The organism is Stenotrophomonas sp. PS02297 (assembly GCF_029959705.1).
GTDB classification, from domain to species: domain Bacteria; phylum Pseudomonadota; class Gammaproteobacteria; order Xanthomonadales; family Xanthomonadaceae; genus Stenotrophomonas; species Stenotrophomonas nitritireducens.
Genome location: NZ_JASCOS010000007.1, coordinates 14,642 through 41,218 on the forward strand (window position 1 = coordinate 14,642; position 26,577 = coordinate 41,218).

Annotated in this window: 30 protein-coding genes; 3 read left to right on the forward strand and 27 right to left on the reverse strand. The window is 66.2% G+C overall.

What is annotated here, in order from left to right:
* The first annotated feature begins 64 nt into the window (after positions 1-64).
* Positions 65-1,108: a 4Fe-4S dicluster domain-containing protein gene (locus QMX80_RS03015; RefSeq protein ID WP_282275180.1), complete on the forward strand. Its 1,044-nt coding sequence runs from the start codon at positions 65-67 to the stop codon at positions 1,106-1,108.
* 13 nt (positions 1,109-1,121) lie between these two features.
* Here QMX80_RS03015 and QMX80_RS03020 read toward each other — a convergent pair whose 3' ends face one another.
* The 7 genes from QMX80_RS03020 to QMX80_RS03050 all read right to left on the reverse strand — a co-directional run bounded on the left by QMX80_RS03020 (position 1,122) and on the right by QMX80_RS03050 (position 6,346).
* Positions 1,122-2,144, reverse strand: coding sequence for a TraB/GumN family protein (locus QMX80_RS03020; protein WP_282275181.1), 1,023 nt, complete (start codon positions 2,142-2,144; stop codon positions 1,122-1,124).
* Positions 2,145-2,695: 551 nt separating this feature from the next.
* Complete coding sequence (locus QMX80_RS03025; RefSeq protein WP_282275182.1) at positions 2,696-3,214, reverse strand: DUF4376 domain-containing protein; 519 nt, start codon at positions 3,212-3,214, stop codon at positions 2,696-2,698.
* Positions 3,215-3,915: 701 nt separating this feature from the next.
* On the reverse strand, positions 3,916-4,431 hold the full coding sequence (locus QMX80_RS03030) for a hypothetical protein (RefSeq protein ID WP_282275183.1): 516 nt from the start codon (positions 4,429-4,431) through the stop codon (positions 3,916-3,918).
* A 10-nt stretch (positions 4,432-4,441) separates the two neighbouring features.
* Positions 4,442-5,152 carry a hypothetical protein gene (locus tag QMX80_RS03035; protein WP_282275185.1) on the reverse strand — a complete coding sequence of 237 codons (711 nt, stop codon included), beginning with the start codon at positions 5,150-5,152 and terminating at the stop codon, positions 4,442-4,444.
* Positions 5,152-5,616: a hypothetical protein gene (locus tag QMX80_RS03040; protein WP_282275187.1), complete on the reverse strand. Its 465-nt coding sequence runs from the start codon at positions 5,614-5,616 to the stop codon at positions 5,152-5,154. The genes QMX80_RS03035 and QMX80_RS03040 overlap by 1 nt, the downstream gene beginning before the upstream one ends.
* A complete protein-coding gene (locus QMX80_RS03045) occupies positions 5,613-5,906 on the reverse strand; it encodes a hypothetical protein (RefSeq protein WP_282275189.1) in 294 nt (97 codons plus the stop codon). Before QMX80_RS03045 ends, QMX80_RS03040 begins: the two co-directional genes overlap by 4 nt.
* The gene (locus tag QMX80_RS03050) at positions 5,906-6,346 is read right to left on the reverse strand and encodes a structural protein P5 (protein WP_282275190.1); all 441 of its coding nucleotides are present in this window, start codon (positions 6,344-6,346) and stop codon (positions 5,906-5,908) included. Before QMX80_RS03050 ends, QMX80_RS03045 begins: the two co-directional genes overlap by 1 nt.
* A gap of 198 nt (positions 6,347-6,544) precedes the next feature.
* On the opposite strand from QMX80_RS03050, the gene QMX80_RS03055 reads away from it, so the two are divergent.
* Both QMX80_RS03055 and QMX80_RS03060 read left to right on the forward strand, forming a co-directional pair.
* A complete protein-coding gene (locus tag QMX80_RS03055; protein ID WP_282275191.1) occupies positions 6,545-7,036 on the forward strand; it encodes a hypothetical protein in 492 nt (163 codons plus the stop codon).
* A gap of 45 nt (positions 7,037-7,081) precedes the next feature.
* A complete protein-coding gene (locus tag QMX80_RS03060) occupies positions 7,082-7,363 on the forward strand; it encodes a hypothetical protein (RefSeq protein WP_282275192.1) in 282 nt (93 codons plus the stop codon).
* Here QMX80_RS03060 and QMX80_RS03065 read toward each other — a convergent pair.
* From QMX80_RS03065 to QMX80_RS03160, 20 genes are all read right to left on the reverse strand, one after another.
* Complete coding sequence (locus QMX80_RS03065; RefSeq protein WP_282275194.1) at positions 7,357-9,843, reverse strand: hypothetical protein; 2,487 nt, start codon at positions 9,841-9,843, stop codon at positions 7,357-7,359. The genes QMX80_RS03060 and QMX80_RS03065 overlap by 7 nt on opposite strands.
* A complete protein-coding gene (locus tag QMX80_RS03070) occupies positions 9,843-11,006 on the reverse strand; it encodes a hypothetical protein (RefSeq protein ID WP_282275195.1) in 1,164 nt (387 codons plus the stop codon). The genes QMX80_RS03065 and QMX80_RS03070 overlap by 1 nt, the downstream gene beginning before the upstream one ends.
* Positions 10,999-11,676: a hypothetical protein gene (locus QMX80_RS03075; protein ID WP_282275196.1), complete on the reverse strand. Its 678-nt coding sequence runs from the start codon at positions 11,674-11,676 to the stop codon at positions 10,999-11,001. Before QMX80_RS03075 ends, QMX80_RS03070 begins: the two co-directional genes overlap by 8 nt.
* On the reverse strand, positions 11,676-12,296 hold the full coding sequence (locus tag QMX80_RS03080; RefSeq protein ID WP_282275197.1) for a hypothetical protein: 621 nt from the start codon (positions 12,294-12,296) through the stop codon (positions 11,676-11,678). Before QMX80_RS03080 ends, QMX80_RS03075 begins: the two co-directional genes overlap by 1 nt.
* Positions 12,296-12,805 carry a hypothetical protein gene (locus QMX80_RS03085; protein WP_282275198.1) on the reverse strand — a complete coding sequence of 170 codons (510 nt, stop codon included), beginning with the start codon at positions 12,803-12,805 and terminating at the stop codon, positions 12,296-12,298. The genes QMX80_RS03080 and QMX80_RS03085 overlap by 1 nt, the downstream gene beginning before the upstream one ends.
* A gap of 41 nt (positions 12,806-12,846) precedes the next feature.
* A complete protein-coding gene (locus QMX80_RS03090; protein ID WP_282275199.1) occupies positions 12,847-14,727 on the reverse strand; it encodes a hypothetical protein in 1,881 nt (626 codons plus the stop codon).
* Positions 14,727-15,509 (reverse strand): hypothetical protein, encoded by a 783-nt coding sequence (locus QMX80_RS03095; protein ID WP_282275200.1) that lies wholly within the window; start codon positions 15,507-15,509, stop codon positions 14,727-14,729. The genes QMX80_RS03090 and QMX80_RS03095 overlap by 1 nt, the downstream gene beginning before the upstream one ends.
* Before the next feature lie 2 nt (positions 15,510-15,511).
* Positions 15,512-16,738: a hypothetical protein gene (locus tag QMX80_RS03100; RefSeq protein WP_282275201.1), complete on the reverse strand. Its 1,227-nt coding sequence runs from the start codon at positions 16,736-16,738 to the stop codon at positions 15,512-15,514.
* An 83-nt stretch (positions 16,739-16,821) separates the two neighbouring features.
* Complete coding sequence (locus QMX80_RS03105) at positions 16,822-17,382, reverse strand: hypothetical protein (protein WP_282275202.1); 561 nt, start codon at positions 17,380-17,382, stop codon at positions 16,822-16,824.
* Complete coding sequence (locus QMX80_RS03110) at positions 17,382-17,690, reverse strand: hypothetical protein (protein ID WP_282275204.1); 309 nt, start codon at positions 17,688-17,690, stop codon at positions 17,382-17,384. The genes QMX80_RS03105 and QMX80_RS03110 overlap by 1 nt, the downstream gene beginning before the upstream one ends.
* Before the next feature lie 49 nt (positions 17,691-17,739).
* A complete protein-coding gene (locus tag QMX80_RS03115) occupies positions 17,740-18,801 on the reverse strand; it encodes a phage major capsid protein (RefSeq protein ID WP_282275205.1) in 1,062 nt (353 codons plus the stop codon).
* Positions 18,802-18,972: 171 nt separating this feature from the next.
* Positions 18,973-19,413 (reverse strand): Gp49 family protein, encoded by a 441-nt coding sequence (locus tag QMX80_RS03120; RefSeq protein ID WP_282275206.1) that lies wholly within the window; start codon positions 19,411-19,413, stop codon positions 18,973-18,975.
* 58 nt (positions 19,414-19,471) lie between these two features.
* Complete coding sequence (locus QMX80_RS03125) at positions 19,472-20,596, reverse strand: hypothetical protein (protein WP_282275208.1); 1,125 nt, start codon at positions 20,594-20,596, stop codon at positions 19,472-19,474.
* Positions 20,597-20,625: 29 nt separating this feature from the next.
* Complete coding sequence (locus QMX80_RS03130; protein ID WP_282275209.1) at positions 20,626-22,659, reverse strand: hypothetical protein; 2,034 nt, start codon at positions 22,657-22,659, stop codon at positions 20,626-20,628.
* Positions 22,656-24,032: a terminase family protein gene (locus tag QMX80_RS03135; RefSeq protein ID WP_282275211.1), complete on the reverse strand. Its 1,377-nt coding sequence runs from the start codon at positions 24,030-24,032 to the stop codon at positions 22,656-22,658. The genes QMX80_RS03130 and QMX80_RS03135 overlap by 4 nt, the downstream gene beginning before the upstream one ends.
* A complete protein-coding gene (locus QMX80_RS03140) occupies positions 23,998-24,408 on the reverse strand; it encodes a terminase small subunit (RefSeq protein WP_282275212.1) in 411 nt (136 codons plus the stop codon). Before QMX80_RS03140 ends, QMX80_RS03135 begins: the two co-directional genes overlap by 35 nt.
* A 218-nt stretch (positions 24,409-24,626) precedes the next feature.
* A complete protein-coding gene (locus tag QMX80_RS03145) occupies positions 24,627-25,088 on the reverse strand; it encodes a hypothetical protein (RefSeq protein WP_282275213.1) in 462 nt (153 codons plus the stop codon).
* A gap of 220 nt (positions 25,089-25,308) precedes the next feature.
* On the reverse strand, positions 25,309-25,815 hold the full coding sequence (locus QMX80_RS03150) for a hypothetical protein (protein ID WP_282275214.1): 507 nt from the start codon (positions 25,813-25,815) through the stop codon (positions 25,309-25,311).
* Positions 25,812-26,219 (reverse strand): hypothetical protein, encoded by a 408-nt coding sequence (locus QMX80_RS03155; RefSeq protein WP_282275215.1) that lies wholly within the window; start codon positions 26,217-26,219, stop codon positions 25,812-25,814. The genes QMX80_RS03150 and QMX80_RS03155 overlap by 4 nt, the downstream gene beginning before the upstream one ends.
* Positions 26,207-26,575: a Ref family recombination enhancement nuclease gene (locus QMX80_RS03160; RefSeq protein ID WP_282275216.1), complete on the reverse strand. Its 369-nt coding sequence runs from the start codon at positions 26,573-26,575 to the stop codon at positions 26,207-26,209. Before QMX80_RS03160 ends, QMX80_RS03155 begins: the two co-directional genes overlap by 13 nt.
* Positions 26,576-26,577: the final 2 nt, after the last annotated feature.

The window sequence follows — 26,577 nt, forward strand, 5'->3', positions numbered from 1 at the left end:
CAACATCCATCGCCCCGTTTACTCCCCGGCCGCGCATCCCGCCGCACCTGCGCGACAGGCGCCAATGAACCGGCGCCACCTCCTGCAATGGCTGGTGCTGGCGGCGATGCTGGGGTTGTTCTACGGCCTGCCATGGCTGCGCTGGCGCGGCGCGGCGCTGCTGCTGTTCGACATCCAAGCGCGCCATATCCGTTTCTTCGGCCTGGACCTGCGCATGGACGCCGTCCTGCCGATGTTGTGGCTGGCATTGGCCGCGCTGGCTGCACTCTGCCTGGTCACCAGCCTGTACGGCCGGCTGTGGTGCGCATACGCCTGCCCACAGACCGTGCTGACGCGGCTGCACCGCGCATTGCAGCGCATCACCACGCTCAATGGCCTGGCCGGCGCAAGGATCGAGCCGGTGCTGCGGCATGCGCTGTGGGCGGCGATCGCGCTGTGGACCGGCATCACCTTCGTCGGCTACTTCTCGCCGATCGAAGGGCTCGTCACCGGCTTGCCTGCATTGGCGCTGGGCCGCTGGGAAGCGTTCTGGATCGCCTTCTACGCATTGGCCACCTGGGCCAACGTGTTGTTCCTGCACGAACGGGTGTGTACCTACCTGTGCCCGTACAGCCGCGTGCAGCCCTGGCTCACCGATGCCTTCACGCCATCGATCCACTACGACGCGCGGCGCGGCGAACCACGCGGCGCACGCCCGGCTGGTGGCGGCAGCGTGATGCAGCGCGCACGCGGCCTGCTGGACCCGGTGACCGCGCGCGACTACGTATTCCGCGCCGCGCACCCCGCCAGCGCCGGCCCGCGCCCGACCTTCAGCGACGCCCATCTCGGCGACTGCACCGATTGCGATGCCTGCCTCCTCGCCTGCCCGATCGGCCTGGACATCCGCAACGGCAGCACCGGCTCCTGCATCGAGTGCAGCGCCTGCGTGGATGCCTGCGACGACGCCATGGCCCGCAGCGGATTCCCCGCGGGGCTGATCCTGCGCACCAGCAGCGCCCGCATCGAGCAGCGTGCGCCAGTCACCTTGCGCACCCGGCCATTGCTGTTCGGCACATTGACGCTGCTGTTCCTCGCACTGGCCATGGCCGGCCTGCTGGCAGCCGGATGAAGCGCCGCCCGCGTCAGGGAGCTTCGACCTCGTAGCCCCGTGCCTGCAGCCGAGCCAGGTAGCCGTCTGCGGCCAGCAGGCCATCGACCGGCAACAGCGCGAACGTCTCGCGGTTGCGGCGCAGTGCCTCCTCGGCGATCACCATCCAGTGTCCGCGCCCCCGCTCCCGCAGATCGCCATAGCCACGATTGCGGGCAAAGCCGGATTCGGCGAGGGCACGCAGGCAAGCACCATCGGCGTCTTCCAGTGGCAGGTCGCGCAATGCCGCGATGTCGCCGACCGCCCAGGCATTGGCGCGCTCCACCAGCCGGGGCATGTCGTGTTCCACCGAAGCGAGTTTGTGCTCGAAACAGGCCACATCGTCGAATCCACCCGTGCGGAACTCGCGGATCGCCGCCTTCGGATCGTCGATCTCGAACTTCAGCGTCGTCGAAGTCGGCTTGATGCCCGCCGCCTTGGCCGCCTTCTGCACGACCGGCCAGACGACCGGCTTCTGCCCGAGGCCGGCCGACTTGATTGCCGCCGCGTACAACTCGTTCGCGGCGATCATCGGCCGCTTGCGCTCGACCCCGCCGTCGCGGCCAAGGTACCGGCGCTTCTGCACCTGCCAGCGGGTATATAGCGCCGGCGACAATACATCCTCCAGCTTCGCGCCATCCTCGTTGCGCATCGCCTTCCACGCGGCTGGCGCCAGCGCGAGCATGCCGAAGAATCCAACGTCGGCGTCGAAGGACAACGAAGGAGGCAGCAACACCTGCTGCGAGCGCGCGACGATCGCCTCCACCTCGGCCGACTGCCACTGGATCCGACCGGGCAGCGGCGACGCCGTCCCCAGGATCCACAGCACATGGCCGTCCTTGCTTACCTTCCACAACCCCGGCCCGGGCTGCACGCCATGTACCACCAGGGTTTCCAGATCGCGGATCGGCACCGCACCTGCCGCATCCTCCGTCCCGGCGGGCGGTGCAGTGGCGTACGAGGGCGACAGAAGCACGAGCCACAGAACCGCCGGCAAACTCCATTTCGCAACCCGCATGACCGTCCCTGCCTCGTGGGAAAGGCGCGACCTTAACCGGTTCCCGGCGCGCCAGCGTTAGCGGATCGTTCGCCGCGACCGGAAACAGAAAGGGCCTGCGCCTCAAGCGCAAGCCCTTGTCGTACAGCAGTAATTGGTCGGGACGGCCGGATTCGAACCGACGACCCTCTGCCTCCCAGGCAGCGCCGAAGATAGCGGCAAACTGTTGATGGAAAAGGCACTTCGGCGGTTTCAACCACCACCCAATAGTGCCGAATCGTGCCTTTTCTTATCAATGAGTTACGACCAGATAGGGTGCACTGGCTGGGCGCCAGCTACCCGCGCTTCCATGCGCGGCGATCGATGTTGGCGTCGGGCCGATCAAGTAAGCCAGCGCCCGGGCATCTCAATCTGAGCCTGCCCGGGCAGGTACCGGTAACCGTCTGCTGGCGCCAGCCTCGGGGTAACAGCCTAGGCTGCGATAGCCGGCGCCGACTGCTGGCAGATTGAGTGTGTCAGTGCCGCGTGGTCGGCACTGTCGGGGATCAACGCAGGCACGCGTAGGGGAATTCCTACGGCCAGCCGGCCTCCACGTCATAGGCGGCAACGGCTGCCAGCGATGGGAGCGCATCGATCGCCTCGTGATGTGCGCGTTCGGCAGTGAAGCAGGCTTGCACGTGGGTGGTGATCGCTGCAGCGATGGCCTGTAGCTCGGCGAGGGTCAGCGTCACCCAGCCGCTGTCGGCCTTGAAATCGAGCGTGGCCGGGGCGCCGACCAAGGCCGTCGCGATGCGGTTCTGGTCTTCGATGCCGGTCAGCACGCGCACACCGCCGACGGTAATGCCACCAGTCTCGCGCTCCCAGCGCAGCGCAGTGGCGCGTTCGCGTAGTTGCTGCTTCGCCTCTTCCAGCGTCTGCGCCGGAGGCGGTGCAGGCGGCGGGACAAGCGCGCCCTCGACCAGCAACCAGCCCGGGCCAGCGGTGCCGGCTTCCATCGCCGTGTCGTAGCCCGGTAGCGTCGCGGCGAACGCAAGGTCGGCCTCAATGACGTTTGCGACCACGCCGGAACGGATCAGCGCAACCCGGCTCATGGCACCGTGTCCCAATACACAACAGACACTTCGCCGCGAAACCCGCTACCGCCAGTTGTTACGGTTGGCGCTGAACCTCCTGCTCCTCCTCCTCCGCATCCAACACCTGTCGCAGAGGTACCGTTGTTATTAACTGAGCCGCCAGTGCCGGCCCCAGCTGCTGGCACACTGCCGGTAGCAGTATTGGAAGAGCCCCCACTTCCGCCATGGCAAACTCCGTGCATACCAATGGGCGGCAAGGCGGACGCGCCTTGGAAGCCGCCGCCGGCCGACTTGGCAACATAACGGACACTTGCTGGTGGAAATCCGTCCCCAGAAAAACCGTTGGTTCTTCCACCCGGGGCGCTTATACCGAACGCTATAGTATCGCCCCCCGCCGTGTTAGAAGCTCCACCCGCGCCCACGATAATTGAATAAGTGTCACCGGGTACTATCTCAACGATCCCTTCCTTGTATGCACCACCACCACCGCCGGTCCCACCGGTCACATCACCGGTCCCACCGGTGGCACCACCGCCACCACCGCCTATGAGCACGTAGTTTACGCTCGGCAGTGCAGTGGCAGGAAACGTCCAGCTCTGGCTGGTAGTAAAGGTGACTTGCTTCCGGTAGAGCATCCCGCCGCCCCCAGGCAGCGTGTCGCCGGCAGGGAGCTGCACTGTCTCCCCGCCAACACGAACGAGCGGACGCCGCTCGGTCACTCAGAGCACCACGTAGTCGAAATCGTCGGTGACCAGTTCCGTGGCGCTCTTGGCCATGCCGAGCTTCTGGTCGATCTTGCCGGTGTTGCCGGCGTCAGCAGCATCCAGCGGCACAGCGAGCACACCGCCAGCGGTGCCGAGGTAGTAGTTGGCACCGACGGTCAGGCCCGTGAGCGCATCGTTGACCGAATCGAGCGGATAGCCGGTCCCTTCCGCATCCGCGGCGACGGACTCACGCACGAAACCGTGCGCCGGACGAGCATTTGAGTTGTCCGCCAGTCGGGCTTTCAGCACGCCGCCGTCAGCGAATCGGTTGTAGAACTTGCCGGCGCCAATGGCCTCGCTGGCTGTGATCGGCTCGCTCGGGTCAGCGCCCGGGTCGTACATCGACGGATCCAGCTTGCCGTCGCTGCCCAGGGCCGGGATCTTGCCAGCATCACCAGAACCGGTCGACGCGGTGATCGGCGTGTACTGCTTGGTCTCGCCGGCATTCCGATAAAGGACCTTGTCCACCATTTGCTTGCTCCTATGCCAGCTTCACTGGCTCATCAAAAGTGAGGTTGAGGCGGGTCGGCGAAGGCGCGTAGCCCACGACGATCTCCCAGCCCGATACAGGCTGTGCTTGGGTCAGCGTCCCAGCCGGGCCCGCGAAGACGAACCCCGGCGCCCAGGACCAGCCCGTGTCGTCGACGGTCCCGCCGGTCTTGATCTTGATGTCCGCTCCGAGATCGCCAGCCGTCAGCGAAACACCCAGCATCCCGGCCACGGAGTCGTCGTCGCTCGGATCCAGGTGGCGGACGCCGTCGGCACCTTCCGAGAGCAGCCGCAGGGCCGACACGGTCGCCGCAGCTGGCCGGGCCAGGGGAGCGAGCGAGACGACCGGATCACCGGCAACGCCGTCGCCGTTCTCGATGTGGATGCCCTCGCCGGCCGCGATCGACCGCTGGCGCCACTCGCCATCGGACCCACGCGTGGTGAAGCCGACGCCGGCCAGCGCGGCCAGCTTCTGCAGGTTCGCGGGAACCTCGCGGATAAGCCGCCAGACCGTTGTAGCGAGGCCGCCAGTGGAGCCGCCCGTGGACGCGCTGCCGGCGGCATTCCTGACCTGCGACTCCTGCACCAGCGAGCCGTCCGGCCAGCGCAGGTCGCGCCCTACCGTAGCGCCCTTTGTCGCATCGCCACCAACCCGGACGACGCGTCCGAGCTGGTCTTTCAGTTTGATCTTCGTCCCGGCCATCACTGCGCCACGTAGGCCCGGATTACGGCTTGGCAGGCCGCGAGCTGGTCGTCTGCGTCTCGGCCGGCTCGAACAACAGCTCCCGCAAATTCCGCTCGGCGCTGGGCGGCCGCATCACGTTCGCGGGCGGCGGCACTGGCGTCGGACAGACGCTGGGTTTCGCAGCTCGCCCAGCCGTCGCGCAGCCGGAGATTGCCAGCACGCAGGTCAGCAACAACAGCATCAGCGACGGCCGGGGCCGCAGCACGGGCTTGCTCATGGGTCTCTCCGATCGTGGCCAGGGTGTCGGCCTGCTGGTGCTCGGCGCTGCGAGCGGTTTCGACGGCCTTGGTCTCGGCCTGGGCCTGCTTGGTGGCCTGCCGGCTCTGGGCCAGGTCGGCGGAGCGGTCGCGCCACTCACGGCCCAGCAGGCAGCCCGCCAGAAACAGCAGTAGGCCGGCGAGGATGTGCGCACGGGTGATCACTGCGGCACCTCGATGTTGTGCTTCTTCAGTTCGAACTCCAGACGCATGATCCGCATGGTCAGTTCGTAGACCTTGGCCTCAGCGTCCCGGCGGGCCTTACGCTCCTCGTCCAGGCCGTTCTCCAGCGTCACAAGCCGCGCCTCCTGGGACGCGATGCGCTCGCCAAGCTGGCCGACCAAGGCATCGCTGGCCTTTCCCTCAGGCGACAGAAAACGGTCCCATGCCACCTTGCCCAGCAAGAGCAGCAGGCCAAGCCCGCTTCCAACGCCCCAGACGGTCGCGTCCTCCATCACGCCAGCGCCTCGCGGACGCCGGCAGCGATCACCGGCTCAGGCCAGAACAGACCGCCGTTCTCGTGCCGCGCAATGGCTGTCACCAGCCGCTGCAGGGTCACCTGCCGGTCCAAACTGATGATCTCGGTTGCGCCGGCGCCAACCTCGCTGGCCACCTGCCGGACATAGGCGCCCGTGTCGTTCTCGACGGGCGGCGCCCAGCGATTGATGATCTCCTTGACCGAGCGCAGCCCGTGCTTGCGCTGGTAGGTCAGCAGGGTCTTGGCAATCGCCCGGAACCCCGCCTGCGGCGTCAGGAATACGCAGAAGCGCGGCTCACGCTTGATCGCCTCGGGGCTACGGTCCTCGCCCTGCCAGGCAACCGCCGTGCGGTCGATGTTCCCGGGGTTGTTGTTCCGCACACCCCGGGGAGTCTTCTTGTTCGCTTGCTGGCCCATGCCCTGCCCCGTTCCGTTTCGGACATGCTGGGGCAGTAGAGAGGGGGTTCAACGGGCGCACTCACCCGCCAGCTGGAGGCCCAAGAAGTCCAAGAGGCTTGCTGGTAGGATTCGGCCTATCAGGGATAGGGGGATGGGGAAATGAGCATTCGAAAGACCGTTGTGGCCGTAGCTGCGGCTTCCGCATTGACTGGCTGCATGAACCTGGCTACCAAGCCAGCGGAAATCACTGGATCGTACACGTCAGACGTGAAGTACCAGAGCTATACCTGTGAGCAGCTTGGCGTTGAGGTGAATTCGCTGGCTCGCCGCGAGGATCAACTCGCCATTGCGCAGGAGCAGCGGCGGAAGAGCGGAAAGGTGCAGGCATTCTGGCTCGGCTACGGAACTGGCGACGGAATCGAGGCATCTGAACTCGCGAACGTCCGCGGGGAGAAGGAGGCGGTTCGTCGCTCCATGGACAAGAAGGGCTGCGGCGGACCCCAGCAGAGCGCGGCAGCGGCAGCGGCGGCGCCTTCCACGCCAGCTGAGCCCGCTGCGCCAACGACGGGTACGAGCTCCAATTGGCGTAACTGGGGCGCATCCGGAGCACCCCAAGGCCAGCAGAAGACGCTCTATCGCTGCCCTGGGCCCAACGGGACGGAGGTCGTGTCCGAAACCCCGGCCGCCGGGTGCATCGTCATCAAGTGAAGGATCCGCTACCACCCACGTCCAGACGGGTGGTAGCTTTTGGCCATGAGCCAGCCCGCCGACATCCAGGACGCCGAGATCATCCCCACTACCGTGGGCCAGTACGTCCGGGCCAAGTTCGGCTACTGGGCGAAGCGGTGGGTCGGCATTGTCAGCGTCGGCGTTCCGGCGATGGCGGCCGTGCGGATGCGCACCTACGGAAATGCTGCGGATTGGATTCTCCCCGCAGTGGGGGCGTGGGCGCTTTGCTGCGCGGCCGCTCTGCTGGTCATCCTGCTGACTCTGGCGATAGGCGGGTGGTGGCACACCCGCCGCTACCGTCACTGACCGGCGTTCCGAGCGCGGAGCGCCTGTAGCTCTTTCTCGGTCGGCGCCGCTCCTGGCGTTCCGCCGGCAACATCGATCTCCAAGGGCTCCTTCTCCCCAGTGGTGACCGCAGCCACGCTCGCCAGGTACGCAGCGAGATCGTTGGCACGCTTCGTCCCTGGGGGAAGCTTCGACAGCTCAATCAGCGCCTTGCGTCCGTCCGCGTTGAGCATCATCCGCGCCACGCCGTTCAGGCCGATGACCGGCGATGCCGCCCCAGCGATCCCGCGGATGCTCATGTTCTTGATCGAGTCCACGAAGCTCTGCGCAGCCTGCGACACCTCGGCGTAGGGGCCGGTGCCGCTGAAATTCGCGCCGAACTTGTCCCCCAGCCGGCGCGCTGCCTGCATGGCGTCCAGGACCTCAGGCATCTCCTTCGGGTTGAAGATGGCCCGCAGCCTCTCGATCTTCTCCGGCTTGTCCCCACCGATCGCGCGAATGAAGCCGCTAGCGTTGAACGGAAGCGAGTTTGCGCCGCCTGAGGTGGGCACCGTCTCGGCCGCCGCCAGCGCGTCGTCCAGGAGCATGCGCTTGTACTGCTGCCACGTATCCGGGGCGTTCTTCTCCATGAAGTCGCGGACCAGGTTCAACTCGGTCGGCTTCATCGAGCCCATGCGGGCGATCACCGTCTCAGGTGGCAGCGTGTTGACGGTCATGAAGTCGTCCACGTTGAACTCGTCGCCCAGCAGCCGCTTCAGCGGACTGTTCTTCACCGCCTCCAGAAGCTGCGAGTGGCGCCGGTAATCGTCGTTGGCCTGCTTCAGCAGCTCGCTGGGGCGCATAGCCTGGACGCCATCCTGGACGGGCATGTTCTGCCCGAATCCGGCCAGCTCATCGATCCGCCCGGCGGCCGCGTCGAGATCGTCAGAGATCGCCCCGTACATCTTGGCCGCGAGCCTCCGGTTGAGGTCCGGGCTGACGTTCTCGAACAGGTTGGACTTCCCGCGGGCGGCAGCGCCGTAGAACCCCCGGGCTCGGCGTGCGGCATCGAGCGAGACGCCCTCGCCCTTCTGGACGATCTCGTCCAGCAGGCTCTGTGCCTGAGCGCGGATCTTGCCGGCGTCGCTGCCGATCACGTCGCCGTACTCGCCGATGATGTCGTTCAGTGCCTTCTTGGTGGCCGAGTAGTCCACCACCGGCTTGTCGCCAACAAGGCTCCGGATGGCGCCGAACTGGCGGGACGCCATCTGCTCTCGGCTGGTAGCGATCTTCTCCACGGCCTCGCGGACGGTCTTCTGGACGCCCTCGCCAATGCTCTGCGGTGACAGGTTGTCGCGGCTGATCCGATCCATGACGTTGCGTACGTACTGGACCGCCTGGGTGGCGATCCGCTCGTCCGCCTTGAACGCGGTGTCGGCCGAGAACACGGACTGGCGGGCCATGTTCTCCATTGCCGTCTGTGCCTTCCCGCCAGAGACCATGCCTGGCGTGAAGTCGATGCCGGTCCGTGCTGCCAGTGCCTCGCTTTCCTGCGCGTAGGGCTGCCGATTGGCCCGCTCGCCGAAGTAGTTCATGGTCCTGGCGAGGAAGTTGGAGGGGAGAACCTCTTCGGCCACGCGCATCGCTCCGCGGCCCAGTGCGGACAGGCCGCCGCCGAATGCCGCGCCAAGAGCGCTGTTCTTGACCCGTTCCTCATCGCTCACTACGGGCTGCAGGCCGCTCTGGAAGGCGCCTGCCAATGCGTTCTGGCCGATCGCTCGCGCCGCGCCAACACCGCGCGCGGCCACTCCCACCCCGCCTACCGGAGCTGATCCGGCGAAAGCCCCCACCAGCTCACCAAACCTTCCTGCGCCGGTGCTCGCCAGATCCTCATCTATCCTCCTGCGCTCGGCCACATGCTCACGCATGGCCTGCTGGGGACGCAGCAGAATCTCTTCTGCCTGGGCCGCCGCCTCGGGGTTGATGTTGGCGAAGATGTCGGCCAGCGCGGGAATGGGCCGGCTGCCTTGGTCGATCAGCGCCTGGACAACGCCCTCGCCCGTGTCGACCAGGCCTTTACCGATGCCGGCCCTGAAGCGATCGAGCGCGCTCATGTCATTGGTGGCGCGGTACTCGGGATCGGCCTGCGGGACCGCGGCTGGCGCCTCGACGGCGTACTTCGCCCACGGCCCCTGCCCCTCACCTCTGGCGTACATATGCTCCTGCTCGCGGTGCAGGCGATCCGCGTAGGCGTTTGCCTCATCCACCGAATTGAAGGAGCCAAGGTTCTGGCCGGTGCGCAGGTACTGATTGATCGCCTCGTCGTCGGACATGATCCGGCCGTCGTCGCTGACCGTCGGCAGCAGCACCTCCTTCCCGTCGAAGTTGGCCGACATGGAACGAACAGTGGAGATCGAGCCGTCAGGGTTACGAACACGCGGGCGGTTGGTCAGGTCGATATTTCCCGCGCCGAACTGGCCGAGGCTATCTTGCTGCTGATACTTCTCCCACGGGCCGGCCATCAGAGCTTCTCCCAGCTATTCGGATCGGACGGATTGCCGCCACGGAAGCGGTAGCCGCCTTCGATCGTGCCGACCGCAGGAGCCCTGCCAGTCGGGCCGCCCGAGAACACGTCACCAAGGGGAGCCTGCCCGTAGTTGCCGCGGATCATGCCGGCCTTGCGCTGCTGCAGGTCTACCGCGCGGCGATTGAGGTCGGCCAGGCGCTGGAGCGCGCGAGCGGCGGTGGCAGCGTCGTTTGCAGCCATCAGTTCATTGCCAGCACGAACAGCATCGCCCTCGGTCTGCACGCCCTTGTTCAGCCGCAACGACTCGTTGACGATCTTGGTCTTGTCAGCATCCCACTCCGTGAGGGCCACGTCGTTCGGCGTGGAGAAGCCAAGCGACGTCCTGACCTTGCCCAGCATCGCGCCGGCCGGAGAAATGCTCAGGCTCCCGTCCTGGATGCGCCCGGTGTGCTTCTGGATGATGTCGTTCATCACCTCGGCAGAGCCCAGCGCGTCCTCGACGTTCAGCAGCTCTTTCAGGGCGCCCACCGGCAGCGGCTTCGAGCCTGCCGCAGACGCCCCGCCCGGGTTCCACTGCCCGGACCGCTTCAGGCCGAACTCGGCAGCGTCGATGCCCGTCGCCTGGCGGGTCCGCGCGGCGCTGGCGTAGCTGCTCGCCGCCGAGGCATCGGAAGCACGAGCCCGGGCGGCATCGGCCGCCATCCCTGCCCGACCCTGCTCGGTGGTGGTGACGCCGTTGGCGCCGGCCAGGAACCGGTTGGCAAGGAGGTTCTGACCCTCCACCGTGGCCAGTTGCTGCGGACCGTTGGCGACGCCCATCAGCGCCGCATTGGCCCCATCCCAGTCGCCACCGGTCGCGCGCGTCGCAGCGTCTGAGCGGAAGCCCTGCTCCTGCATGGCGCCCTGGTAGCCGGAGAGCTTGGTCGGGTCGACGCCCGCAGCGAACAGCGTGGCGAGGTCCGGGCTACCGCCCAACGCCTGGATAGCGTTGCCCAGCCCACGGCGGGCCATCATCTCTTCGCGCTTCTTCGCGGCGTCGAGAACCAGGCCCTCCATCCGCGCGGTATCGATCATGGATCGGCTGTAGGCGCTATCGCCCCGGCCGAACGCGCTGGCCAAGTCCATGCCACCTTGGATCAATCGGCTCAGGTCAGCCATTCATCAGCCCCCACTTCGCCTGCAGCTGGCGATTCAATGCGTTGTTGGCGTTGCCGAAGTCGGCACCCGCCTTGGCCTGCGTCTGGATGCCGGCAAGGCTCTGGCCGCCACCGGACTGTGCGGCGAAACCCGCACCAGCGCTCATCAGGCCCGATGCCAGATCAACCCACGGATTGCGGCGCACGCCCTGAAGGCGCAGCTGCGCCAGATAGTCGTCCGCGCGGCTCCGGCGGCCGATCTGGTCCAGGTCCATGGCCACGCGGGCGTCGGCAATGCCCTCGCGCTGGCGCTGCCGTGCCGGTGCGTCGATGCGGGCCATCAGGCCGGCGGTCTTTGCCCCGTAGTCCCCGATGCCGAGGGCCGCGTCATTGGCGTCCTGCTGGTAGGCCCGGCTCACCGCCCCGACCTGCCCGAGCCCGCGCTGTGCGTTCGCCTGCGCGGCCCGCACCTGGTCGAGGTACTGGCCGCCGATTGCGGCGCGCTCGCCCTCTGCGCCCTGCGAGGCGCGCTGCTGCATGGCGTTGGCAATGGCCTGGTCCGCCTCCTGCTGCCGAACGCCCTGCTGCCTGATCTGGCCGGCGAGGATGTTGTCCTGCTTCTTGGCGACCTGCTGGTTGTTGTAGTGGTTCGCAGCGGCCGAAGCCAGCAGTAGCCCGATCCCGACGCCCATCAGCGGCCTCCAGCGCCGTAGCCAAAGCCCGGCGAGTAGTACAGGTTGTAGAAGTCCCGGTTCGCCCTGCGCGTCTCGGCTTGGTCGCGGCTGGCCTTCGCCAAGGTGCCGACGCCCGAGAACAACTCGCCCAGCGCATCGGAGTTGAGCTGGGCGCGGGCGCCGGCGAGGTTGTTGCGCAGGGACATGGCCGCGTTGTTCGCCCCGGCGGTCATGTCGGCCCCGGTCTGCGCCAGCTGGATCATGTTCATCCGACTGGTCTCGTCGGCGTTGCGCAGCTCGTTGGCCGCGCTCTGCGCCAGGCGATCGGCGGTCAGGATGCCCTGCTGGTAGTCCTGCCCCAGCTGGCGGTTGGCATCCACGGACGCAGAGCCGCCCGTCAGGCCATTGCGGGCCATGGCGAAGCGCAGGCTGCGATCCGCCGCATCATGCTGCCGGTCCAGGTTCTGCCGGTAGAAGCTGCGGGATGCGCCCAGGAAGTCGTTGATGTCGGCCTCCCGCTGCGGGCCGCCGTAAATCTGGTTGATCTGCTGCATCGAACGGTTGATGTTCGACTGGCGCAGCCCTTCTTGCTGGGCCGCCTGCTGCGCTGCTTTGTTGGAACCGCCTCCGGCACCCATCACTCACCCCTCAGCTTCGAGAAATGGGCGATGTCCTCGCCCTGCACGCCGAAGTGGCGCCAGACGCCCTCCGGCCGGAATCCCAGCGACCGCTCGAACCACTCGATGGCCTTCTCCCGGCTGGTCAGTGCACTGGTCTGGAGCCGGTGAGCGCCGCATTCGAAGATGCGATCCATCGCCCAGCGAGTGAGCTTGGTCATCGCGCGCCACTGCTGCGCCCAGCCCTCTTCGGTGCCGACCATCCATGCCTGCCACACGCCAGTGCCTACGGGTTGGAATCCGCCCGCAGCTGCTGGGAGGTTGTCGTCCTGCAGGATCGTGAAGGCGAAGCCCTGTGACTTCTGGGCCGTGTCGATGAAGAAGGCCGCGGCCACGTCCGGCGAGAATTCAGTCAGGCCCGTGACGGCCAGGAACTGCTCCCGCTCGTCCTCGCGCATCCGGTCCGAGAGATAGACCAGGTGCGCAGGGCGACAAGGGACGATGTTCGATGGCAGGCGGGCGGGCAACATGGACGTATGCTGCTTCCGCCCGCTGCCGGTTCAACGGAGCATCACGCCATACTGCGCATGTCCTGCAGGTACAGGCCAAGCGCATTCCACTGCCATGGCTCGCTCCCGTCGTAGGTCAGGCGCACGGAGAGCGATGGCGCCGCCAATGGCATCGGGATCACCATTCCCGGCACGGTATCCGCCGGCACCGTGTAGCCCGGCGTGAACAGACCACCATTGCTCTGGTCGATGCCGAAGGAGACCGAGACATCGGCCTGCCCCACGATGTCGAAGCCGTAGAGAATCTTGGTTACGCCAGGCTGGCCGAACTCGAGCCATGGCCATTGGATCACCCCCTTGAACGGGACGATCTCGAATTTCCATTTTTCGCCGCCATCGACATTGACCTCAGTGCCGATCTCGTCGCCAATCACCGCCTCATCAACCAGGTGGATGAAGTCGCCGGAGCGAAGATGTAGCGCATCGCCGGCAATGGCCCAGTCATCGATCGCGAAGGGGAATTCGTAGCGGGACCAAGCACCCACCTGCCCCATGCGTGTCATGGAGTAGACGAACACCTTGGCCATACCGGGAATCCATACCTCATCCTCCCAGTGGCCGTCGGTGTTGAACACTAGCCAGTACTGCCCCATTGCCGGGTAGTAGAGTGCCAGCGGCTCTCGTCCTGCGCTCATTGCCGCTTGCACCAACGGATCGATGGGCATCCCGACATCGCCGGCCTGGAAGTTGGTGCTGCTGGCAGCGATCCCCACCGTGCGCACGCCTTGCGACGCCAGGAAGAACAGGTCGTTCGATACTGGGGCAATGGCGTGGTGCTGGGTGCTGCCCATCGGCAGCGCATCCAGCAGTGCCATGTTCGCCGGATCTTCGTCCACCTGCCAAAGCTGGAACGCCTCGGCGTTGAACGCGATCAGATTGCCGCGGTACAGGCCCATGGCCTCCACGGGGTTGGAACCATAGTTCTGCAGGCCGGTCGGGAGATAGCCCGCGTCGTTGTCCGAAGACCAGTCCAGCGGATTGACCGTGGCTGAGTAACGCACGATGTCGCCGTCGCCGCAGAACACCTTCGAGGCGGCGATCGCCACGATCTTGGTATTCGGGCAGTTCGGATCCTCAACCCTTCGGGAAACCGCCCGGAACAGCACGGAGCCGTTCTTGACCATGGCCCCCTCATCTTCTGGCCACTCCGGTTCCTCGTCACCGCTGACGTACAGTGGCTCCGCCGTCCAGACCACGCGCGTGGCAGAGATGGCCTCCCAGGTGACCTCGTTGTCGACCACCCGTTGGCCAAGAACCGGCGGCCAGGCCGGCTCGCTGGAATCGGAGAACCCGGACTCCGGCTGCACGGCCCTGTACGCCAGATCGGCGGGTAAGCCGGCAAAGGTGCCCTGAACCTGCAGCGCACCGCCCCAGATGCTGTGGCTGTGGTCGGCAACGGACCAGAGCGAGATGCCCGTACGGCAGTACGCTGCTCCCTCTGGAGCGATGGATTCACAGGTAGAGGGGTGAACCTCTCCCCGGCTTCCATCATCCACCTGGTTGCCCTTGTCCACCCGCAGCAGGACGTCACCGGAGTTGAACCAGTGAACCTCTACCCATCCCCGGGTAGCGCCCTTGATAGAGGCGCCCTGGTCGATCTGGCAGGTAGCTGTGATCTTCTTCCCGACCGGCACCACCAGCCGCGTCTGGTTGAGCGCCAGGCCGCTTGGGCGGTTGCCGGGAAGCTCAACAGCCATCTTGAAGCCGCTCTTTGAGACGCGGCCAGTGGTGTAGAAGGCATCGCCGCTGAAGTCCCAACCGGTGGCGCCAGCGCTGAAGTCACCATTGACCACCGCGGATGCGCTGGGCGCAGGCGCAGTGATCGGGATGACGATGTCACCAGGCTGGTAGAGCGTTCCAGGCTGCCAAACGGGATACGCCATTACTGCACCTCGCTGGTGGTTGATCCCGACTTGCCTCCGCTGCCATAGCGGTCTTTCACTGAAGGGGGGACATCGGTGGTTGGTGTGCCAGCATCCTGCCCCGTGCTGGACGGATTCCTGTTGGTCACGTCCTCGATGACCGTCTCACCAGGGTTCGTTGGCCATGCCGGTTCCAGAGTTCCGGAACGGGGGCTGTCTCCCGTCGTCTCAGTGACGACGTACCGAAATCCGTTGTCTTCGATCGGGACCACCACATCGTCCACGACACGCCCGACGTTGGGCGCCCACGGCACATAGCCAGCACGGTCGGACTGGACTCGGTAGGCCATGCCATTGCCATTGGACGGACGCACCAGCGTGCCGGGCAAATACCACTTTCCGGATTGCCATACCTCCCCCTTCTCGAGCCAGTAGTGCCAGATAAACCCGTCGTCGAACTCAGCAACGACGTACAGGTAGCCGAGGAATGGAAGCGCGAAGTGGATGTCCTTGATCGGCGTGCCGGGCGATTCAGGGTTTCGCAGGACCTCCACTTCCACCCGGTCGTCGCTGCTGGACGTGACCGAATGCGAGAACACCACGAACTTTCCCTGGAACCACACAAGCCCTTTCGTCTCCGGTGGCAGCACCAAGTCGATGCGGGTTCCAGGCCGGCTCTTGATAGTGCGCGCCGCGGTGACGTATCCATTGAGGAGGTCATACAGGGAATCCGGCGATGCCCCGCCCTTGTCACGCAGGCGAGTGATGCCGGCCTTGACCGTCGTTAGGGCCTGGTTGCGCATCCTCAGGGCTCCCTCAAAACCGGGCGCACCGCCGGTGGCGGCATTGCACTTCCGGGGATGTAGCGACGCGTGTGGTGCGACCCTGCTACCAGGCTGCGTACATAGGCCGCGGCCTGCGCCGCATAGTTGCCGGCGTCGGGCTGACCATAGTGCGCCTTGGCGTTGGCCAAGGCCTGCAGGAAGATGGCCTCCGGGTCGATGGTCGTCTCGTCGCTATCCGCCTCAAGCGGCAGCAGCCCGAAATGCCCCTTGATACGCAGCTTCCAGGTGTCATCCACCGGCGCCGGCCACACCTCGATGCACTGGCGGATTTCGTAGTGAGAGGGAATGCCCGGGCCGGGACTGCCGTACATCACGGGGTCGATGCCACACACCAGCGGCCGCCAACTCAGATCGCCCTGCGAGACGCCAGCCCACGAGACCATGCGCGGATCCATGCGCTTCGGGCAGGCATCGGCGTTCGCGTCGAAGTCGTAGAAGCGCACGCCGGGCTCCATGTCCCACACATAGAAGCGCTCCATGCGGAACACGGCATAGCGCCGGTAGAGCATCTCCTGTGCATTCCGGATGAAGTCGTCCAGCAGCTCAGCCATGCCGGGCGGCAGCACGCCCATCGCCACCTGCGTGGCGAAGCCGAGCCGGGTGGCGAGGCGTTTGCGCATCGCCTCCAGCGTGGTGCGCGGGTAATCGTCGTCGCATGCACAGTTGTAGGACGTTCCTTCCGGCCCATCAACAAGCACTTCAATCTGGAACGACCACAAAAGGTCGATCTCAACCCAGCCTGTATCGTCCGGATAGGAAGACGACCCGTAATACAGCCATGCAGGCTGGTCCCTATCAGGCCATTCGTGCAGCACCGCCTCGAATCGATTGGGAACGAAGCTCTCTACATTGCCGCTGGCTCCAGCCTGAGCCTCGTTTTCGATGACTTCAGGCTCACCCTCGCCGCGGTAGCTGAAGTAGGCCGAATCATAGTTCCCGCCTACACCACCTTCGCCAAGGAAGCTGATAGCGGTGATCCTGATCTCCACCCTGCCATTACCAGGGAAATGAAGCGTCCAACTCGCATTGCGGCCATGCGGCACTCCCGGCTGAGACAGGGCAATGATGCTGGTAGCCGGATCGAAGGCTACATAGTCCGGAAGCCCGGGGACATCAGCGCCGGTCACTGGGTCTTCCTTCAAAAACAGGTATTGCAATCCCGAAGATGCAAGGGGAACCCATGCCATGACTTACGCCTCCTCTCTCGATGCAAAATGGCCGGCCGGAGTCACCCCCGACCGGCCGCCGTCACCGCCGCCAGCGGGTCGGGTTACTGCTTGCGGGACTCGCTCTCGTCATCGATCGCGGCCAGCAGATCTTCGCGACCCTGCCCTTCGGCTTCCGCCGCCTCGATGGCAACCAGGTCCGCATCGCTCAGGTCCTTCAGCTTCTCGGTGATCGAGGCCACATCGCCGGCCAGCAGTTCGGTGAAGTCGATGAGCTTCGGTGCCGCCTGGATCTTCTTGCCTGCCGACTTGGCCGGCGCCTTCGGGGCACTCTTCTGGACTTCGGGCTTCCCTGCCGACTTGGCCGGCGACGGCTGCCGGGCGTCGATGAACTTCTCCAGGTCGCGCTGGCGGTTGAAGTAGCGAGCGCGGGCAGCGTCGGAGTCGGCATTGCCGCCGTACTTCTTGACCAGGCCGGCGAAGGCGGCACCGACGTCGAAGTCCGCCACTTCCATGTCCTTGGTTTCCAGTTCGGTCACCAGTTCCTCGCCGTAGATCTCTTCGAGGATGGATTGTTCGAACTCCGGCACGGTGGTCGGGAGCTTGGTGCTGGCGTCACGGTCGATCAGGAGCGTGACGAACGTGAGGATGATGGACTTGGCCATTACTGCACGCCCTCCAGGGTGATGGGGCCCGTGGCAGCGGCGCCCAGCTTGACGAACTTCGGCAGGTCGGCGATCTCGACCACCGGGCCCTGCGTCGCGGTCGCACTCAGCAGCGTGACCCAGCCCGCGTCGCCACTGGCCGGGGTGGCACCGCTGGCCAGGCCGGGATGGCCCTGCAGCAGCACGCCGGTGGTGACGGAGGCATTGCCCCCCAGGTGGGCCAGCCCTTCGCGCCCCTCCCCACCCAGCAGCGGGGTCTTCTTCAGGGCCACGATGTTCGAGCCCTGTACGGTGATGGTGTTCGGCATTTCTTTCTCCTGGCCGGCGAGGAACACCCCGCCGGCACGTTGGGGGTGATCAGGCGATGCTGAAAACCGCGTTCGAGTTGCGCTTGCGGCAGCTGAGGCCGTAGTGCGCGGTCAGCCCGAAGTAGTACGTGTAGCGGTCGTACACGCGCGGCGGGGTACGGCGGATCATCCAGCGGCCCTTCACCGGGCGCAGCCGTACAGCCTTGCTGTTGAGGAAGTAGCCGCGCTTCTTCCACGGATAGGTGATCGCACCCATCTCTTCGTCCAGGGCATCGAAGGTCGGATCCCACACCACCGGCACGCCCTTGAAGGCTAGCGCCTTGGTGCTCGGATCGACGGTCACGCCTCCGGTGGACGTGCCCCCCATGTTGATCTGACGCCCGATCACCTTCAGCGCGTCAGCCAGCAGCGCGTCATACATATCCGAGCCGACCGGGATGAAGTCCGGTGCGCCCAGCTTTCCGTAGGTGATGGTCTGACGCCAGATCTTCTCCAGCGTCGAGATCAGGTTGCCGGCCGTGGCCGTGCTGATCCCCATCTGCGCCCAGTTGCGCCACCACGGGGTGGTCGATGCATCGAGGCTGCCGATGACACCGGCATTCGGGGTGGTGCTGACCAGCGCGTCCAGGCCCGGCACGGCCTTCGGGTTCGCGGAGCCATCCAGGTGGACCTCGCGGTCCCAGTTCTCCTGGAAGCCGTCCTTCAGCGTGGTCCAGCCTTCCTGCAGCTTGTCCACGATCTGGATCTTCTCGGCGTCGGTCATCTGCGCCGACTTGTCGTCGGTCAGGATGATGCCGTTATTGGCCAGCTCGGTTTCGTTGAGGCTGAAGCCGTCGTGGGCCTCATAGGCCTGATACGGCGCCAGGCGCACGGTGTCCTTCCGGTTGAACGTGACCTGGTCGTCGCCGGAGTAGTTCTGGTAGTTGCTGTCGCTGGTGAAGCGCACCTTCTCGTTGAAGATGCCGTTACCGAAGACCGTCTCGATCTTCTTCTCGATCAGCCACTTCGCGAGCGGGCGCTCGCTGGTGAACTGGTCGATCGGGTCGTCAGTCGCATAGGACTGCATCTGGTAGTTGGCGCCGGACGCCAACTGGGCGGGAGTCAAAGGCATATCGCACCTCGGAGGGAAAGAGGAAGCCCGAATGGGCGTGGTCTCTCGCGTTCCGAGGGCGCGACTCTCGTTTCAGCGCTACCGGCGGCGAACCCGGCTTACGTCACTCGCGATGCCGGCGTTGGCCGGCTGGGTCGCAATATGCGCCAGCCGGCATGCCAGTCAACGGGGTTATGCGGACGGGCGCGGCGTGCCTGCAAGGTCGGCGGCAGCGTCCGCATCGGTCAGTACCGGGCGGGCCAGCTGGTCACGGAGGCGGAAGCCCAGCAGCGGCCAAATCTTCGCGACTGCGTTCTGCCGGGCGATCTTGCGGCCGATCTCGGCGTCGAAGTTCTCCGGGCTGGCGCAGGCCGATTCACCGGTGACGGTGAAGCCGTTACGGAGGCGCAGGACGCAGAAGGTGATCAGGTCCAATGACTTCGCGCATTCCGCACCACAGCGAGATTGAGCGGCATTGCCAGTATGCGAGAACTCCGACATGGCTCCCGCGATACCTTCACCACCGGTAAAGAAGAACTGCCCCGTGATCTCGGCCTCTACCTCATACGGAGTCACGCGCGGCGCGTTCAGGCCCTTGTCCTGAATTTCCTGTTCGATGGTCTGGTCGTTCATTGGTTGCTCCAGTCGTTAAGCACCCGCCATATGGCGAGCGCGAGGGGATGGCGGCGCATCAGCGGCCCTGCGTCTTGGCCAGCTGCACCCCGAAGTCGAAGGCGTTCTCCTTCGTCGGGGCCCTGCTGAGGTCCACGCCGGTGGCGCGGGCCGGGTTGTTGGGCGCCGCTGCCGGCTGGCGCTGCACGGGCGCGGCCACCGGTGCCGGCGCAGCCATGTAGGCCTGCTGGATGGCAGCGGCCCACTGCTGGGGCGGCAGGTTGTTCTGGATGACAGCCACCATGGGCTGGATCGCCTTGAACTTGGCGTCGAAGTGCTGCGGATCGGCAGCGCGCAGCTGGGAGCCCAGCGTCTGCACGTCCTGCATCGCCTGTTCCTGCGCACTGCTGGCTGCCTCGGACTGCTCCCTCGCCTGCCGCTGGCGCTGCTGACTGTCCTGCTGCAGGGCGGTGGCACGCCGGGTGCGGATCAGCTCCTCCGCAGCAGCGCGGGTCATGTCGCCGTCCGCCACCTGCTTCGCGAGCTCGGCATGTTCTGCCAGCGGGTCATAGCCCGGCGCCGGCCGGCCCAGCTCCTTGGCCAGCCAGGCCATCTCCTGCTGCATGAAGTCGTAGGCCTGCGCCATCGCCGCCGGGTCGCGCGAGTTGATCGCCGCCAGGTAGTTCAGCGCATTGCCCATCTGCTGCGGGTCGGCGCCGGTGGACTTGATCGTTTCCTCCCACTGCCGGCCACGCTCGGCCTCGGGGCGCAGTGCCTCGACCTCGGCAGCGCGCTCGGTCAGCTCGCGGAATCGCTTCTGCGTACGCTCATGCGTGATGCCAAGCTCCTTGATCTCGGCATCGATGGCGTCAGGCTGGGCAGCAGCCGCGGCAGCGGCAGCCGCCGGGTCCGGCTCACCACCCTCACCACCCTCGGCGGCCGGCGCACCAGAGCCGTCGGCGCCTGCATCGGCCGCGGCCGCGGGATCTGCAGCAGCCCCATCGTCCGCGGTGGCGGCCGGCGCGCCACCGTCCTCCAGCACTTCCTGCTCCCGGGCCTTCTCCACGCCCTGGCTGAAGGCATCGAGTGCATCGGTGTCGGTGACGCCGTCATTGCTGGCGACGGTGGCAGCGGCCTGGGCGGCAGCTGCAGCAGTGCCGTCATCCACGGCGGTGGTGTCGGGTTCGTTCTGGTCAATACGCACGTGTGTGTCCTCGCTGGCGGCGTGTGGGGTCAAACGGGGGTGATTGCCGGCGGCGTCATCGCTGCCGGGTCGAGCATTGCGGGGTCGATGGGCGGCTCACCGCCGGCGGCACCGGCAACCATCGCCGGGTCAACGGCGGCACCACCCATCGGATCGAGCGCAGGGTCAACCGGTGCGGGCGCCTGGGGAATGAAGCTGTACGGGTCGATGCTCGTGTCGCCGGCGCGCTTCACGGTCTCCACTGCCAGCTGCTCGAGGCAGTTGGCGATGTCCAGCGGTGACGAGCCGCGCATCTGGCCGATCTGGATCGCAGCCTGCTGCAGCTGCGGCAGCAAGATGGACCACTGCTGCTGGCGCAGCGCTGTCGCAGGCTTGCCGGACGATCCGGCGCGGATATCCACCTGGACCATGCTGTCCAGCAGCTCAGGCTCCGGCATGTTGACCCAGAAGGCCTCATCACCGGCCATGCCGGCGGCGTCCTCAAAGCTCAGGCCGTTCGGTGAGATGGCCAGCTCTGCGGTGTAGTGCGCCAGATCCGACAGAACCTCGTCCAGGCTGTCGCGGGCGTAGCCGATGCGCGATTCCGTGCCCTGCTGCTGGATATCGGCCTCGGTCGCCGTCTTGGCGGTCTGGATGCTGGAGGACAGCGCCTCCTGCACACCCCAGATCATCTCCAGCTCCGCGCGGATGACCTGCGTGTCGTACAGCGCCGGGTCGATCTGGTTGTAGCTGATGGGGAACACGACCTGGTCCGGCCGCTGGCCTTGCAGGTCCAGCCCCACCATCTCGCTCACCACCGCCCCTTCGAGCTTCTTGGCGTCGAGTGGGTCCAGCGCGCCCCGGTCAAAGCCGGTCTTCGGGATGGCGCGGCTGCGATGCGTCCGGTAGTTCGTGCGGGTGCGGTTGTACTCGTCCAGCAGCGAGCGCGAGCGGTCGACCAGGGACTGCGGGTGGCGCGCGCCGTCGTTCCAGATCACGGCCCAGCTGAAGAACGGGTAGAAGCGCGTGGTCCGCTGCTCGGGCTTGAACGGCTGGCGCAGGTAGTGCGGGCAGCCTTCGGCCAGGGTGATGACGTGCCCCGTCTCCTTGTTCCACACCTCCCATACGCAGACGCAGGCCTTGCTGGTGTCAGTGGCACCGGCCGGCCCCTTGGAGAACGCGTCCGCTTGCTCGCCACGGGCTGCACCGCCGAAGCCCGCACCGTCTGCGGCCTTGCCTGGAATGCGGAAGTAGGCTGTTGCCGATCCCAACACGTCGGCAGCATCGGGATACGTCGCCTTGGCCTTGTCCATCGGCATGAACAGGCGCTGCGCAATCCACGGGCTGTCCACGTACTGCTGCAGGCAGGCGCACTCGGGCGCCACTTGAATGTCCTCGGCCCTGACGAAGTCGATGCACAGCGCGTTGAAGATGATGCGCTCGGCCTCGTCCTCAGCCTGCTGCAGACGCTGATCCAGTTCTGCACGCTGCGCTGAGTCGTCGCCCACCATACCTTCGGCCAGTGCGCTCTGGAGCTGGCTGACGGCGGCCAGGCTTGAGCGGAGCCCGGCAATCTCCTGCTGCAGGGCCGGGTTGCTGCCCGTCTCTCGGTGCCACGCGGCCTTGAGCCAGCCGATGGCCACGCTCAGGCCAGAGCGAACCAGCGGGTCGGCCGCCGCCTTCAGCCTGCCCTTCTTCCAGAGCCGGCCAACGACGATCTCCAGCGTGGTGGCGAAGGCCTTGGCCTCCTGCTTGATACGCGGAGAGACGGCCTCGGCCAGTTCCACGCTGACCTCAGGGTCGCGGGCGTACAAGAATGTGGTCAGGATACCGACGTAGGTGCCGGCGATCGGCACGCGCACGTCGTACACGTCGGCGTTGGCTTGCTCCTGGCAGTAGGTGCGGTCCTTGGCGTAGCCCTCCCGGGCATCCTTGTCGAACTCGCGGGCTTCCTCGATCCGCTTCAGCCAGGCCTTGACCGCGCCCTCTTCCTCCAGCGTTGCAGCAGCCCGGCGCTCGGCTTCCGCCTGCTCCATCTCGTCCGCTTCGATCGCCTGGGCCAGCTGGTCGCCTGGACCGGTCATAGCATCTTCCTCTTCCGTTCCATCGCGTCGGCTGCCTCGCCGTTGTGCTCGAGCCATTGGCGGCTATAAGGCGTGATGACCCGACCCCGTTCAACGGAGGACGGCGTCCTTGCGCTGGCGATGGCCGGGAAGCGACTGTGGATGAAGTAGCCCAGCGCGTCCGGCGGGTGATCGAAGCCGGTTGTCTTGTCCGGCATGCCGTTGGCGTCGTAGGCCTGCTTCTCCAGCGCTTCGGTCAGCTTCGGGCAGCCAACGGGGTTCACACGCAGGCGCCGGGCGCCCTTGGCGTTGCAGAGCATCGCGTTGACGCTGACCACGCGGGCACGGATACGAGGATTGGCCGGCGGCACCCGGACGACGAACCCGGCCGCCCGCAACAGGCCCAGGTCGGACACGCTGGCGTTGTTGGTGTGCGAGCTCTCACCGCTGGCATCGGGATAGACCGCGATGTGCCGATCGCCGAACCGCTCGCGCAGCGCCACGATCATGGCCGGGGTGTCCCTGACGCCGGTGAACTCTTCCAGGGCCAACGGCTGACCGGCGCGGATCACGCAGACGATGGCCGTCATGTTCATGACGTTGAAGTCCATGCCCACGTGGAGCCGGTCGTCGTCGCTGATCGTGGCCAGGGTGCCGTTGAGCTTGCGGTCGTAGGCCGCGTACACCGAGCCGCTGGTCAGGTTGACGAACAGGCCGTTGATGTAGGCATTCACCAGCTGCGCCGGGTACGTCTCGAACAGGGACTCGATGTAGTCGTCCGGCAGGTTGATCTCGTTGTCGTAGGTACTGGCATGCACCTTGCCGTACAGCCCGGCCTTCTTCGGGTCCTGCCCCGGGATCTGCTCGAACTGCTCGTAGACGAAGTTGAAGCCCTCGGGCGTCGTCGTCACGTCGATGCCGTTCTGGAGGCCGGCAGCCTTCACGCGCAGGCGGGCGATGATCTTGCGCCAGGCGTCATGTGCCTTCCGCTTCTTCAGCGTGTCGATCTCGTCCACCAGGCCGCGTCCGATCTTGAAGCCCACGATGCTGGCCGGGTTGTCCATAGACCGACAGATGGCCGTGCCGCGGTACTGCCGGCCGGCGTACAGGTGGACCTCCTTGTTCGACTGGTTGATCTGCGCTCGCAGCCCCCAGTCGAAGGCCACCTCTTCGATCGTCGGGTAGAAGATGTCGCGAATCTGCGGGTAGCTGGGCGCGAAGTACCCCGTGGGGATCCGGGGGAACTCCCAGGCATGGCGGCACAGTGACCCGCACCCTACCCAGGTCTTGCCCGAGCCGAAGCCCCCTACGAACGCCCGGAACTTGTGCGGCAGCTGGAGGAACTCTGCCTGTGGCTGGTTAAGCGTCGGCACGCTTTCGCCCGCTGACCACATTGACCGTCACCGCTACCGGCACCGGCAGGTCGTCCTCGCCCTTCTCGCCCTCGTCCAGGCCGGCCAGCTTTGCCTTGCCCATGGTGGCTTGGACCATTGCGGCGCCCTGCTCCCGCTTCTTGGCCACCTGCCGGGCCTCTTCAAGCTCGGCCACCAGGCTGGCGATGGTCACCCCATGTGCGGCCAGCGCCACCCCACGGAGCTCATCAACCCTTGCGGCGATCTTGGGGTTGTCCAGCAGCTCCTTTGCCGAGCGGTTGATGGTCTCGGGCTTGGCCTTCTCTGCGCTGTAGCACTGCCGGTAGGCCTCGCTGGCGTTTCCGCTCTCCAGGTACCGCTGGCAGAACGCCTCCTGCTTGGGGGTGAGTCCCGTCATGGGCTCAGCCTCCCGATGCGGTGAATCGCCGATTCCCGGAAGTCATGGCGTCACCGCGGGTCATGGCCCCCGGCCGGCCGCACGCGGCCCCTTCCGTGTCGGCTGCGGGCTGTTGTCGACACCTGCCCGCTGGTCGTGCCGGTACCCATGGCGCCCCGGCCGGCGCTCCGTGATGTGGTTCGATGGTGTTGGGCGTCTGGCGGTCGCTCATGCCGCCATTACGCGGCAGCTGCCATCTCATGCAACGGAGGGAACGGGAGCTGGAGTTGCACGGGTCGCTCGGATCCGTCGTCCAACTGGGCGGGCTCATCGTCCAGTGCCCACGCAGGCAGGTGGAAGCGGATGTCCTCTTCTAGGGCGTGCAGGTCCGGGACGGCCGCGTTGCCCCCGCCCATCGGCAGCTCCGCGTAAGTGCCCATCACCCAGTCGTACTGCTCCGTGTAGAAGCGATCGGTCCTGGCCTCCCCCGCCATCAACAGGTAGACCTCGGCCTGGCTGTTGATCGCCACCACCGTGCCCGCCCCTCGGGCATAGAGCGTCTGGCGGATGCGCTTCTGGAGCCGCTGGGCCAACTCCTGCACCGTGGCACAGTCGTCCAGGCAGAATGCCGGCTTGATGCGGCGCTCCACCTGCCTACGCGGCGTGGGGTCTCGGTTGGTGTCGTGGTTCGAAGTGGCCATCGCCTCCTCCTGCCCTACCCATCTCGCAGCTCGTCCAGCACATCGGTGTCCAAGCGGAATGCCGGCAGGTGCCCGTCGGCATCGCACGCGCCCTGCCGGTCTGGCTGGCGCCGGCAATGGAAAGTCCCGTCGGTCAGCTCGCGCAACTGGCACACGGAGCACCGGCCTAGGCGGCGGACCCGGGCGCGGTAGCGTTTCCACATGCGGGCCGTTGCGTCGGTCACGCAGCCACCCCGCTGGCCAAGCGCTGTTCCCCGTACAGGGCGATCAGCAGTGCATCGGCCCGGCCGTTGTCCTTCTTCCGAGTCAGCATGTGCGCGGCCTCGGGGAACCGTTGGATTGCCAACTGCCGCGCGGCATCTTTGTCCTTGCCGATCAGGGCGAACTGCCGCTTCCACACTGCCGGGATGGCCCTGGTGTAGGGCACGCCCAGCACGTCCAGGGTGGAGCGGATACCCCCGCTGGTCTCGCCAAACCGGAACGCGCTGGTTCCGCCGTCGCCCGGCATGGCCCCCACCTTCTCGATGCAGGCCGACACGTAGGCGCCGGGGTGCGCGGCCCGCTGCTCGCGGATGAAGATGGCCAAGGCCCGAGCGTCGATCTCACCCCAACCGTCCACACGGCGGGTCGGCATATCGATCAACGGGCCAGCCACACCGTCCAACAGGGTCACGATGGCGCCGGTCAGGCCCGGGTCGATGCCGAAGGTCAGGCGGAGCGCGGTCATCCCCTGAGTTCCTTCGCATGCGTAGCGTCGATGGCAGCAAGCTCGTTCATGGCTTTGGCCGCCCAATGGTTGCGGCCATCGGTGTGCCGGCCGCTGTGCTGAGCCAGCGCGTACTCGATCACCTCTCGGTACCGCAAGGCCTCATCCCGCAGTGAGTCGCGCTGTGCGCAGATCCGGCGTAGCTCTGCACTGTCCCTGCTGTGCTGCTTGAGGTAGCCGTCGCGCTCTGCCGTCAGGCGGTCGATGGCGGATTGGTCGTAGAGGGGGCATGCCTTCGCCGCCCCTCCAATTCCCTTTGCCTCCCAATCCGCATCCGTCTTCCCGGTATCGCCCCACCATGGGCGCGAGCAACCGCTTACCACCCACGCCACCGGCTTGATCTCGTTCTCGTTCATGCTGCCCATGGACGGCTCTCCTTCGTGTGCTTCTCGATCAGGGTGTTCTGCAGGTCCAGCAGGTAGTCGTCGCTGCCGATCTCCTGCCGGAACCGACGGGGCTGCTTGGCGTAGGAAGGGCCATAGCGATCGGCACAGGCAGCAGGGCTGAGGCCGGCCATCGGTTCGCCGACGTGGTGCCACGGGCAAAGGCCGATGGTGAAGTCGTGCCCACGGCGCTTCTGGCCATGCTTTCCCCCGACCAGCAGATGATGGATGTGGCACGGCATATGGCCATGGCCAAGTGCGCTGCAGGCTATGCAGCCAATCTCCTGGATCGCCACGAACCGACGCGCCTGACTGGCCGTTGGGGTGCCGGTACTCATCC